This window comes from Arthrobacter sp. SX1312, assembly GCF_002929295.1.
Taxonomy (GTDB): Bacteria; Actinomycetota; Actinomycetes; order Actinomycetales; family Micrococcaceae; genus Arthrobacter_D.
Genome location: NZ_PJIM01000003.1, coordinates 360,040 through 372,074 on the forward strand (window position 1 = coordinate 360,040; position 12,035 = coordinate 372,074).

Sequence of the window (12,035 nt, forward strand, 5' to 3'; positions counted from 1 at the left end):
GCCTGATGCCGTCCCCGAGGGCTACGAGGAGTCATTGGTCTCCCACCTGCGAGCGCTTGAGGACCTGAAGAGTGCGCTGGCTGCAGACCAGGCCCGCGCAGCCCTGGCGCTGGATACCGCTCGACGACGGGCCGAGGCAGCTGCCGGGATGCCGGCCGACCAGCGCGGCCGGGGCGTCGGTGCCGAAGTCGCTCTGGCACGGCGTGAATCTCCACACCAGGGCTCACGGTTACTGGGGTTGGCCCGGACACTGCTCAGCGATATGCCGCACACCCTCGCAGCCCTCGAATCCGGTCAGCTCAACGAGTGGCGCGCCACCGTGATCGTCCGCGAGACCATCTGCCTGAGCGCCGAGAACCGTCAGGCCGTGGACAGGGAACTGGCGGCCGATACCGGCGCACTCGAAGGTGTCGGCACCCAGGGGCTGAAGAACCGGACGCGCAAGATCGCCCTGCGTCTCGAGCCCGAGGCCGCTGTGGCGAGGGCCCGAAAAGCCGTCAGCGAGCGCTATGTCAGCTGCCGGCCCGCCCCGGACACCATGGCCTATCTGACCGCCCTGCTTCCCGCCGCCGAGGCCATCAGCGCCTACTCTGCTCTCTCGCGCCATGCCGAGACGCAGGTCAGCGCTGGGGAGAGCCACGGGCGCGGACGTGGGCAGCTGATGGCCGACGCCTTCGTCGAGCGTCTGACCGGCACGCCTGCCGGATCGGTACGAGTCGACGTGCAACTGATCATGACCGACCGCACCCTGCTTCGGGGAGAGAGCGAGCCGGCGTACCTGCCCGGCTACGGGTGCGTCCCGGCGCAGTACGCCCGGGACCTCCTCCGGGGTGGCCCCGGCAGCTGTGGCACCTCACGAGGGACCACCGCCGATACCCGGGACACAGGGGGCGTCTGGGGCCCGTTGGACACTCCGGGCACCGTGGCCGAAGCCGAAGCCGAAGCCGATGACAAGACCAGCGGCAGGAGCCGCCGGAGGTCCAGCATCAACGGTGGCACCAGCAACATCGTCCCTGTCCCTGTCCCTGTCCCTGTCCCTGGCGGTGATGGTGGCGGCGAAGCCGATGATTCCGCCACCCGGGTCTGGTTGGGGCGGCTCTACACCGCCCCGGACACCGGCCGACTGGTGGCGATGGACTCCCGGGCCCGGGTCTTCCCGCCGGGACTGCGTCGCCTGATCGCCGCAAGGGACGCGACCTGCCGTACGCCGTACTGCGACGCGCCGATCCGGCATGCCGATCACATCGTCCCGTGGCGCCTCACCGGCACCACGAGCGCCGATGGTGGGCAGGGATTGTGCGAAAGCTGCAACTACATCAAGGAAGCGCTCGGCTGGTCGTCACAACCGCTGCCCGGACCACGGCACGCGATCGAACGGCGCACCCCCACCGGCCACACGTATGCCTCCACCGCACCGCCCCTCCCCGGAACGTCCCCGCCGCGGAGGACGCCACGGCCTGTGCACTCGGTGATCGACCTCGTCCTCCACCCGGCCGCCGCGTAGCCGTGGACGGGCTACTTCCTACGCCGGAGGGACCTCTGGCCCTGTGCCTCCCCGCCGAACGTGCCTATCGTCCTGCATCGTGAATGAATTGACGTTTCCCCAGCGAGCAGCCCGGTCCGTGGGGGCGAGCCCCCTCTCGGAGAAGGTCGCGAGGGCGCAGGAGATCGTGTACGGCCCGTTGATCGACCGGGTACGGCGCAGCCCTTTCCACACCGACGTCCTCGGCCATTCGATCCATCCGCCACTCACCGACGTGACGCTCGGGTGCTGGCTCAGTGCGTCCGTCCTCGACCTGGGCGGCGGAGTGCAGTCCCGCAGCAGTGCCACGCTGCTGGTCGGAACCGGGGTGGTGGCCGCCGTGCCGACGGCGCTGTCCGGTGCCGCCGACTGGGCAGGCATGGAGGGAGCCGAGCGCCGGATCGCGGCGGTGCACGGACTCGGCGTCGACATCGCCATCTTCCTCTTCCTCGGGTCGCTGATAGCCCGCAGTCGCGGCCGCTTCGCCCTGGGCACACGGCTCGGCCTTGCCGGCAATGCCGTCATGGCGGGCTCCGGATTCCTCGGCGGTCATCTCGCGCTCAACCGTGGGACCGCCCGCCGCACAGGATCGCCGGACGGTAGCACGCCGGAGGGCGGAGGCCCGGCCGGAGCACCCTGACGGCGGGCCTCCCTCAAGGAGACCCGCCGTCGTCGTCATCGGGTCAAGCCGTCAGGGCAGCTTGACCGCCAGGACGTTGCAGCGGGCCGACAGCAGGATGGTCTGCGCCGTCGAGCCCATGATCAGCTTGCCCACCGGCGTTCGGTGCCGCAGTCCGATCACGATCAGCTCGGCACCCAGTTCCTCCGCCGTGTCCACGACCTCCTCGGCCGCCGTGGCTTCGGAGATGCTGTGGCGGACCGAGAACGGCACGCCGGTGGCCCGGAGCAGGGCGTCGAGCTTCGAGACGTCGTCGGCGTCGGCGTAGGCCGGGTTCACGAGGCGGTCGGCGCGCGTGGTGTTGATGACCACGAGCTCGGCCTCCCTGCGCCGGGCCTCCTCGACGGCTTGGGAGACGGCGGCCTCCCCCAGTGCGTTGGGCACGTAGCCCACCACGATCGTGCTCATCGGCCGGTGTCCTCTCGGTTGGGCGGGTCTGCCGGCGTCGCGGTCGTCGCGACCGCGGCGTCGGACCCGGATACGGTTGCGGTTCCCCGCACGACGTCGGACGCGTCGGCATTGGCGGCCACCATCGCCTCGAACTGGCGCTGACGGCGCTTGAGGAGGAGGGACAGCGCGAAGATGATGATCAGGACCACGTAGATCGTCGCTGCGACCGGCGACTGCACGAGCGCCACGGGATCACCCTGCGAGATCGCGAGCGAGCGCCGCAGCTGACTCTCGAAGATGGGCCCGAGGATCAGCCCCACCACCATCGGCGCGATCGGATAGCCGTAGCGGCGCATGAAGAACCCGAGGATGCCCACGATGAGCAGGATGATCACGTCGATCGGCGTGAAGTTCACCGAGAACGCACCCAGCACCGCGAACACCAGGATGCCCGCGTACAGGTAGGGCCGGGGGATCTGGAGGATCTTGACCCAGATGCCCACGAGCGGCAGGTTCAGCACGAGCAGCATCAGGTTGCCGACGTAGAGGCTCGCGATGAGCGCCCACACGAGCGTGCTGTTGGACTCGAAGAGCTGCGGCCCCACGGGGATCTGGTAGCGCTGGAACGCCACGAGCATCATGGCGGCGGTCGCCGTCGTCGGGATGCCCAGTGTCAGCAGCGGCACGAGGACACCGGCGGCCGCCGCGTTGTTCGCCGCTTCCGGACCGGCCACCCCCTCGATGGCGCCCTTGCCGAACTGCTTCTTGTGCTCGCCCTTCGCGAGCTTGCGCTCGGAGGCGTAGGAGAGGAAGGTCGCCACGTCCGCGCCGCCTGCGGGGATGGTGCCCACGGGGAACCCGATCATGGTGCCGCGGAGCCATGGCTTCCAGGAGCGGCGGAGGTCCTCCTTGCGGAGCCAGCTGGTCCAGCCCCCGGTGACCGGGATGACCTTGATGGGTCCGTGACGGAGTCGGGACGCCACGTAGAGGGCCTCGCCGACGGCGAACAGCGCGACGGCGACGAGGACGACGTCGATCCCGTCCGCCAGGAACGGGCTGCCGAACGTGTAGCGCTGCTGGGCGGTGAGCGCGTCGAACCCGACGAGCGCGATGAACAGGCCGAGTCCCAGGGACGCCAGGCCGCGCAGTACCGAGGACCCGAGGAGCGCGCCGACCGTCAGGAACGCCACGATCATGAGGGCCACGTACTCGACGGGGCCGATCTGCACGGCGAACGCGGCCACGTACGGTGCCACGAAGCTCAGCAGCACCGTGGCGATGGTGCCTGCCACGAACGAGCCGACGGCCGCTGTCGCCAGCGCGGCAGCACCCCTGCCGGCCTTGGCCATCTTGTTGCCCTCGAGCGCCGTGACGATCGAGGACGACTCCCCGGGGGTGTTCAGCAGGATCGAGGTCGTGGACCCGCCGTACATGCCGCCGTAGTAGATGCCGGCGAAGACGATGATCGCCGCCGTCGGCTCGAGGCTGTAGGTGATGGGCATGAGCAGCGCGACCGTCATGGCCGGGCCGATGCCCGGCAGGACGCCGACCGCGGTGCCGACGAGCACACCGCCGAGTGCGAAGAGCAGGTACATGGGCTGCATCGCCGTGGCGAAGCCCTCCATCAGCAGCAGGAAGTTATCCACCGAACACACCGAACCCTTCGAGGAAGCCGGGGGGCAGCGAGACGCCGAGGAGCCCGGCGAAGACGAACTGCAGCACCAGGGCCAGGACGACGGCGGTGACCAGGTTGCGCCACCACGGGCGGGCGCCGAGGGACCAGGCGGCGCCGAAGAACAGGATCGCGGCGGCGAGGGGCCACCCGAGCGGGACGATCAGGAAGGCGTGCAGCAGCACGAACCCTGCGAGCTTCCCGACGGTCAGCCAGTCGGTCTTCGCGTCGAGATCCACGTCCTCGCCCTCGTCCGCAGCACCCCGGTGGCCGCGGAGCACCTGGAACACCAGGCCCGCCCCGACCACGAGGAGCAGTCCGGAGACGGCGAACGGGAAGGCCCGAGGCCCGATGTCGCTGGCCGACGGCGGCGTCTGGATGCCGGCCCCCGCCACGAAGCCGAGGACGCCTATGCTCACGATGATGAGCGCGAAGATCAGCTCACCGACCGGCTTTCCGGGAGCGGCGGCGGTACCGCTCCCCGCGTTCTGGACCGAGGTACTCATGGTCTAGAGCAGCCCGATGTCGGTGAGGGTCGTCTTGACGCTCGCGATGTCCTCGTCGAGGAAGGTCTCGAACTCCTCACCGGCGAGGAAGGCATCAGCCCAGTTGTTCTCCTCGAGGGTGGCCTTCCAGGTGTCGGTGGCATGCAGGTCGGTGACGAGCTGCGTGAGGGCTTCCGCCTGGGCGTCGTCGATGCTGCCGGGGGCGACGACGCCGCGCCAGTTGGTCAGCACGAGCTCGATGCCCTCCTCCGTGAGGGTCGGGGTGTCGGGCAGCTGGGGTGCGGCGTCCTCGCCGGACACCGCGAGGGCGCGCAGCTTGCCCGAGTTCACCTGCTCGGCGTACTCGCCCACGCCCGAGATGCCGGCGTTCACCTTGTTGCCGAGCAGGGCGGCGAGTGACTCGCCGCCGCCCGAGTACGGGATGTAGTTCAGGTTCTCGGGCGCGATGCCTGCTTCCTTCAGGACGGAACCGGCGAGGATGTGGTCCGCGCCGCCGGCCGAGCCGCCCGTGATGGAGACGCCCTGCCCCTTGGCCTCGATGTCGTCGAGCAGGTCCTGCACGGTCTGGTAGGGCGAATCGGCGGGCACCACGATCACGAGGGGCTCCTCGGTGAGGCGGGCGATCGGCGTCGTGTCCTCGATGCGGTTGGCGGCGTTGTTGGTCTCGACGGCGCCGACCATCACGTAGCCCATGACCATGAGGGTGTTCGGATCCGTCTCGGTGGCGAGCTTCGCGAGGCCGTTGGTGCCGCCGGCGCCCCCGACGTTGACGACGGACGCGTTGCCCACGAGATCGTTCTCCTTGAGGTCGGTCTCCATGGCCCGGCCCGTCTGGTCCCACCCTCCCCCGGGATCGGCGGGGACCACGATGTTGAGCTTCTCGATGGTTCCTTCCGCCTCCCCGGCGCTGGTGCTCTCCGTCATGGAGCCGCAGGCCGAGAGGGCGAGCGCGGAGGCGAGGGCGAGGGCGGTGAGGCTCGAACGGCGCGCCGTTGTGCGATCGATCGTCATGGTTGTTCTCTTCCTTGAGATGTACTGCGGGATGGACTGCCAGATGTGATGCGGGTCACCACTGCTGATCTCAGGCTAGGAAGCCGTCCGAGCGGCGGTAAAGCATGCGGTCGTAGTGCTCGTAGTGGTCTTTGTGGTCACAGCGGCTCGACGGAACGGACGATTGTGACGCGACGGCGCGTGTCACACTATGAGGATGATCAGGACGATGCCGCTTCGATCACAGTTGTTCCTGCTGCAGCTGGCCATCGTGCTCGTCATCGTCGCCGTCGCCGGGTCCACCGCCGTCGCCATGCAGCGGCTGCAGATCCGCGAGCAGTACCAGGACCGCATGATCGGCGTCGCCCAGTCCGTCGCGCAGCTGCCCTCCGTGATCGAGGCGTTCGGCGAAGCGGATCCCAGCGCGACCATCCAGCCGATCGCCGACCTCATCCGCCAGTCCACGGGGGTGACCTACGTCGTCGTCACCGATGCCGACGGCATCCGGTACTCCCACCCCAATCCGGAGCTGATCGGCGAACGGGTCTCCACCGACCCCTCCGTCCCGCTCTCGGGTGAGATCTTCGTGGGCACGCAGACCGGCACGCTGGGCGAGTCCTGGCGCGTGAAGGTCCCCGTGTACGACGACGGCACCACCACCGGAGACATCATCGGCACGGCGTCGGTGGGCGTCCTCGAATCCGAGCTCGACGCCGATCTCTACGAGGACCTCCCCCGCCTGCTCGCGTGGCTGATCGTCGCCGCACTGGTCGGCTCGGCCGGCGCCATCTGGATCTCGCGGCTCGTCTGGCGGCGCATCTACCGGCTCGAGCCCGAGCAGATCGCGTCCCTCCTCGAGACACGCGACGCCATGATCCACGGCATCAGCGAGGGCATGGTCGCCGTCGACGCCCACCACCGGATCGCGCTCCTCAACGACGAGGCGAAGCGACTGCTCGACCTCGACGACGACGCCACCGGCCGGCCCGCCGCCGACGTCATGGAACCCGCCCTCGCCCGGCTCCTCACGGACCCCGCGGACACCGACGAGACGGTGCTCTCCGGCGAGCGCGTGCTGCTCGCCCGCACCTCGGACGCCCTCGTGGACGGCGTCCGCGTGGGGCGGGTCATGATCCTCCGTGACCGCACCGAGCTCTACCAGCTGCTCACCGACCTCGACGGCGAGCGCGACGCCACGCAGGCCCTCCGCGCGCAGGCGCACGAGTTCGCGAACCGCATGCACACCATCTCCGGCCTGCTGGAGCTCGGCCGCACGGAACAGGCCGTGGACTTCATCCAGCGTTCCGGGCACGGCGGGTCACTGGTCTCCGGTTCGATCGCCCCGGGCATCCGGGACCCGGACGCCGCGAGCCTGCTCATGACCAAGAGCACCATCGCCGCGGAGAAGGGCGTCACGCTGTCCATCGACGAGACCTCCTTGCTGGAGTCCGACGGCACCACCGACGTCGTCACCATCCTCGGCATCCTGATCGATAACGCGCTGGAGGCCGTGGCCGATGCCGCGTCGGGCCGGGTCTCCGTGCACCTCGAGACGAACGACGACGGCGTGCGCATCACGGTCTCCGACGACGGACCCGGCGTCCCGCCCGCGGACGTGGCGGGCATCTTCTCCTCCGGGTACTCGACGAAGGACGGCGGCCGGACCGGCACGCGCGGCTTCGGCCTCGCACTCGTGGACAGGATCGCGCGCCGGCGCTCCGGGCACGTCGTCGTCGACGATGCCGAGCTCGGCGGCGCCGAGTTCACGGTCTGGCTCGCGCCGTCGCTCGCCGACGTGCCTCGACCCACCCTGCAGGTGCCATGAGCGCCGCCGCACCGATCCCCACCCTCGTGGTCGATGACGACCGCGAGGTCGCCGGCATCCACACCGGGTTCCTCCTGGCCCATGGCTCCTTCGACGTCGTCGGGGCCGCGCACACCGGCGCCCGCGCCCTCGACCTCGTGCAGGAGCTGCAGCCCCGGCTCGTGCTGCTGGACATCCACCTCCCGGACATGTCGGGGATCGAGGTGCTCCGGGCGCTGCGGAACCGGCCGGGCGAGCCCCTCGACGTCATGGCGATCACGGCCGCCCGCGAACTCGACACCGTGCGGGCCGCGGTGGCCGGCGGGGTGCTGCACTACCTCGTGAAGCCCTTCGGCGCCGCGGTGCTGAACCAGCGGCTGGACCACTACGTGGCGTATCGGCGGGAGCTCGACGCCCACGCCGGGGACAGCTCGCCGGCCCTGGACCAGCACCGGATCGACCAGCTCCTCGGCACGACGGCGGGCTCGGGCGGCAGGCCGTCGGGGCGGGGGGAGACGACCGGGACCACCGCGCTCGCGCCCCCGAAGGGACTCTCCGCGCCGACGCTCGACGCCGTCGTCCTGGATCTCGCCGGGCAGGGGCGCGGGACGTCGGCGTCCGAGGTCGCGGCCCGGCTCGGCATGGCCCGCGTGAGTGCCCGGCGCTATCTCGAATTCCTCGTCTCCCGCGGGCAGGCGCGGATCGTCCCGCAGTACGGTTCCGCGGGCCGGCCGGAGAAGTTCTACGTGTGGACGGACGGCGCTCCCCGCGGCCGGGGCGCGGCGGCCGAGGAATAACACCGGCTCCGGGAGGTTGATCAGGGCATGACCGACAACGCGACAGACCAGGCAGGCGCCCCGCGCACCACGATCGGCTTCATCGGCAGTGGCAACATCGGCTCGCAGCTCGCCCGCCTCGCCGTCGCCGGCGGCTACCGGGTGATCATGAGCAACTCCCGCGGCCCCGGGACGCTGCAGGACCTCGTCGAGGAGCTCGGTGACGCGGCGCGCGCCGGCACCGCCGAGGACGCGGCGACGGGCGGCGACGTCGTCGTCGTGACCGTCCCGCTCAGGAGCCTCGACGCCGTCCCCGCGGAGCCCCTCGCCGGCAAGCTGGTGATCGACACGTGCAACTACTATCCGCAGCGTGACGGCCGGATCGACGACCTCGAGGACGAGAGCACGACGACGAGCGAGCTCGTCCAGCGCCACCTGCCCGGATCCTCCGTCGTGAAGGTGTTCAACACCATCCACTACGCGCAGCTCACCACGGACGGCACACCGACCGGCACTCCCGACCGCCGTGCACTGCCCATCGCCGGGGACGACCCCGACGCCAAGCAGGCGGTGGAGGAACTCCTCGACGGGTTCGGCTTCGACGCCGTGGATGCGGGCCCCCTCGCGGAGGGCTGGCGCTTCCAGCGCGACACCCCCGCCTATGGCGCCGTGCTCGACGCCGCAGGCATGACGGAGGCACTGGGCCAGGCCAGGCGCTACGCCGACATGTGAGGGACCTGCGCCCGGCCCGGCCGGTCCTCGGGTATTTTTGTCCCAGTGCTTCATGGTCCCCCGCGACCCGGTGAGCGTCTCAGTGCGGCCGGCCCGGCGCACATAAGTCACCGACAGTGCGTCCGCGCACGGAAGCAGAAGTGGAACGTGCTGCCGCATGGGGACAGTGACAACCGATCGGTCCGTGGATCCTTCACGGGGGAACGACTCCTTCGGGGGCCGCACCCTCCTGATCCGTGCCATCGTGCTCGTGACGGCGGTCCTCGGCGTGAACTACATCGCCTGGCGATGGCTCTTCTCGATCAACTGGGACGCCTGGTGGATCGCGATCCCGCTCGTCCTGGCGGAGACCTACTCCCTCATCGACTCCCTGCTGTTCGGCTTCACCGTGTGGAGGCTCAGGAGGCGCGAGCCCCCGGAGGCTCCCGAGGGCCTCACCGTGGACGTCTTCATCACCACGTACAACGAGCCGCTGGACCTCGTCCTGACGACGGCGCGGGCCGCGAAGGCCATCCGCTATCCCCACCAGACCTGGATCCTCGACGACGGCAACCGCGCCGACGTCCGGGCGGCCGCGGAGGCTGAGGGCATCGGGTGGATCACGCGCTCGGCGGACTGGAAGGACATGCCGCGCCACGCCAAGGCCGGCAACCTGAACAACGCGCTCATGTCCACCGACGGCGAGTTCCTCGTCATCCTCGACGCGGACCAGATCCCCGACCCCCTCATCCTGGACAGGACCCTCGGGTACTTCACCAACGAGAAGATGGCCCTGGTCCAGACGCCGCAGGTCTTCGTCAACGTCCCGGACTCGGACCCCCTGGGGAGCCAGGCGCCCCTCTTCTACGGGCCCATCCAGCAGGGCAAGGACGGCTGGAACGCCGCCTTCTTCTGCGGGTCGAACGCGATCATCCGGCGCGAGGCGCTCATGCAGCTCGGGGTCACGCGCTACGTCACGGAGATCGAGCTCGCCCTGCACAAGGCGCTCAAGACCTCCGACAAGGTCATCGCGAAGGCCAAGAAGAACCTCGGCCCGGACAACGAGCGGGTGGCCGAGGCGCTGGACCTCGTGGCGAAGGATCTCCGCCGGGTCCGCCGTCGCCTGCAGAAGGGCCACGGCATCTCCGAGGTGACCTATGAGTTCCAGCAGCGTGTCGTGGCGGTGACCCGCACCCTGGTCGCCGCGGACATCGCCGCGTTCCACGACGACCTGGCCTCCCTGGCCGACCTCGGCATCGACGGCCTGGAGGGCGGGCTGCAGGGTGCATCGGCGAGCACCCCCGCGCTCGCCGTCGTCGACGACACCGCCCTCGACCAGCTGGCCCAGCGCGCCTGGTCGCCGCTGGCGGCGATCGACGCCGTCCGCGTCCTTATCGAGTCGGTCAACGCCGAGCGCACCGGCGAGGCGCAGGCCGTCATGCCGATGGCCACCATCTCCGTCACCGAGGACATGGCCACGTGCATGCGCCTGCACTCCCTGGGCTGGGAGTCCGCCTACCATCACGAGAAGCTCGCCGACGGCCTGGCGCCCGAGGACCTGAACTCGATGCTGACCCAGCGCCTGCGCTGGGCGCAGGGGACCATCCAGGTGATGTTCCGCGAGAACCCGTTCGCGCAGAAGGGCCTGACGTTCGCCCAGAAGCTCATGTACGGGGCCACGATGTGGAGCTACCTCTCCGGGTTCGCCGCGATCATCTACATCGCGGCGCCCATCATCTACCTCCTCTTCGGCATCCTCCCGGTGGACTCCATCAGCACCGAGTTCTTCGTGCGGCTGATCCCGTTCCTGGTGGTCAACCAGCTCCTGTTCGCGGTCGTCGGCAAGGGGGTCAGGACGTGGCGCGGGCAGCAGTACTCGCTCGCCCTGTTCCCGGTCTGGATCCGCTCCATCACCTCGGCGTTCGGCAACGTCTACCTGGGCCGCGACCTGGACTTCGCCGTGACGCCGAAGACCCTGCAGCAGGACGCCGTGCTGCGCTGGGACCTCGTGAAGCCGCAGCTCTGGGCGATGGGCCTGCTGGCCGGGGCGGCCGTCGTCGGCATCATCCGCATGATCCTCGGGCACGGGGACGTCCTCGGGACGTCCGTCAACATCGTGTGGGTGATCTTCGACCTCGTCATCTTCAGCGTCATCATCGAGGCCGTCCGCTACCGCGGGTACGAGCACTACCAGGCGGACATCGCGAAGGCGAAGGCCCGGCAGGACGCGAAGGGGATCCCCGGCTAGCTCCTGCCCCGCCAGAGCCGGCGCCAGAAGGAGGTCCTCGGCGGGGGCGGCGGGGCCTCCGCGTCGGCGGCACGGCGGGCCGCCGCCCGGCGGTCACGCCAGCGCTGCACCTCGGCGTCGACGTCGCGCAGCTTCGTGACGACGGGCGGGCCGCCGAGGAGCTGGCGCCGGGCGTCGACCACCCGGTAGTTGAAGTCCTCGAGGACCTCGCGGACCTGGCGCTCCGTGTACTGGCGGTCGAGCCGGGCGTCGAGTTCGGCGTCCTCGGTGCGCAGCAGGATGGCGCGCGGGCCCAGGCCCGTGATGTTCTCGCGCTGGATCAGGCCCTTGACCCACCAGTCCGGGTCGTGGGCCTCCCCCAGCCCGGGGATCGGCTTGCCCGCGAGGGCCAGGTTGTCGAAGTCGCCGCGCGCCACGGCGCGGTCCACGATGAGGCGCGCCCGCCGGGCCTCGTCCTCGCCCCGGCGCAGCGGCGCCATCTCCCCGTCCGCCTTCCCGCCGTCGTCGTTCTGGCGTTCCAGTTCGGCCATGGCGGCGCCCTCGTCGCCCTGGGCAGCACGGTACTGGGCTGCCTTGCGCAGCCTCTCCTCGTGTTCCTGTGACCTGCCGATGCCGCTGCCCTCCCGTATGCCGTCCCTCCAGTATTCCGAGGCGCCGGATCCTGCCGCAACCGATTTCCCTGCGGACGAACGGCCTGCCGCGGCGGGGTACGACGACGGCGGGCCACCCCCGGGAGG

The 12,035-nt window shown here is 70.2% G+C and carries 11 protein-coding genes; 6 read left to right on the plus strand and 5 right to left on the minus strand.

All coding sequences use genetic code 11. From position 1 onward, the window contains the following. Positions 1-34 precede the first annotated feature (34 nt). Both CXQ92_RS18725 and CXQ92_RS14850 read left to right on the plus strand, forming a co-directional pair. Positions 35-1,504, plus strand: a complete 1,470-nt coding sequence (locus CXQ92_RS18725) for an HNH endonuclease signature motif containing protein (protein WP_258070015.1) — start codon at positions 35-37, stop codon at positions 1,502-1,504. Positions 1,505-1,583: 79 nt separating this feature from the next. Continuing rightward, on the plus strand, positions 1,584-2,162 hold the full coding sequence (locus tag CXQ92_RS14850) for a DUF2231 domain-containing protein (RefSeq protein WP_146067482.1): 579 nt from the start codon (positions 1,584-1,586) through the stop codon (positions 2,160-2,162). A 51-nt stretch (positions 2,163-2,213) separates the two neighbouring features. On the opposite strand, the gene CXQ92_RS14855 is transcribed toward CXQ92_RS14850, so the two are convergent. Genes CXQ92_RS14855 through CXQ92_RS14870 form a run of 4 tightly spaced genes read right to left on the minus strand, consistent with a single transcriptional unit; the run spans position 2,214 to position 5,780 of the window. Then, on the minus strand, positions 2,214-2,609 hold the full coding sequence (locus tag CXQ92_RS14855; protein ID WP_104168525.1) for a universal stress protein: 396 nt from the start codon (positions 2,607-2,609) through the stop codon (positions 2,214-2,216). Beyond that, complete coding sequence (locus CXQ92_RS14860) at positions 2,606-4,237, minus strand: tripartite tricarboxylate transporter permease (protein WP_104168526.1); 1,632 nt, start codon at positions 4,235-4,237, stop codon at positions 2,606-2,608. Before CXQ92_RS14860 ends, CXQ92_RS14855 begins: the two co-directional genes overlap by 4 nt. Then, entirely contained in the window at positions 4,230-4,769 is a 540-nt protein-coding gene (locus tag CXQ92_RS14865; RefSeq protein WP_104168527.1) for a tripartite tricarboxylate transporter TctB family protein, read from the minus strand. Before CXQ92_RS14865 ends, CXQ92_RS14860 begins: the two co-directional genes overlap by 8 nt. A gap of 3 nt (positions 4,770-4,772) precedes the next feature. After that, on the minus strand, positions 4,773-5,780 hold the full coding sequence (locus CXQ92_RS14870) for a tripartite tricarboxylate transporter substrate binding protein (RefSeq protein WP_104168528.1): 1,008 nt from the start codon (positions 5,778-5,780) through the stop codon (positions 4,773-4,775). A 208-nt stretch (positions 5,781-5,988) separates the two neighbouring features. Between CXQ92_RS14870 and CXQ92_RS14875 the strand changes: the two genes are divergently transcribed. The 4 genes from CXQ92_RS14875 (at position 5,989) to CXQ92_RS14890 (ending at position 11,298) form a co-directional block, all read left to right on the plus strand. Next, entirely contained in the window at positions 5,989-7,584 is a 1,596-nt protein-coding gene (locus CXQ92_RS14875; RefSeq protein WP_258069972.1) for a sensor histidine kinase, read from the plus strand. Further along, positions 7,581-8,360: a response regulator gene (locus tag CXQ92_RS14880; protein ID WP_104168529.1), complete on the plus strand. Its 780-nt coding sequence runs from the start codon at positions 7,581-7,583 to the stop codon at positions 8,358-8,360. The genes CXQ92_RS14875 and CXQ92_RS14880 overlap by 4 nt, the downstream gene beginning before the upstream one ends. Before the next feature lie 27 nt (positions 8,361-8,387). After that, positions 8,388-9,071, plus strand: coding sequence for an NADPH-dependent F420 reductase (locus CXQ92_RS14885; RefSeq protein WP_104168530.1), 684 nt, complete (start codon positions 8,388-8,390; stop codon positions 9,069-9,071). 184 nt (positions 9,072-9,255) lie between these two features. Then, a complete protein-coding gene (locus CXQ92_RS14890; protein WP_258069973.1) occupies positions 9,256-11,298 on the plus strand; it encodes a glycosyltransferase in 2,043 nt (680 codons plus the stop codon). Here CXQ92_RS14890 and CXQ92_RS14895 read toward each other — a convergent pair. Further along, positions 11,295-11,777, minus strand: coding sequence for a DUF1992 domain-containing protein (locus CXQ92_RS14895; RefSeq protein ID WP_258070016.1), 483 nt, complete (start codon positions 11,775-11,777; stop codon positions 11,295-11,297). The genes CXQ92_RS14890 and CXQ92_RS14895 overlap by 4 nt on opposite strands. Positions 11,778-12,035: the final 258 nt, after the last annotated feature.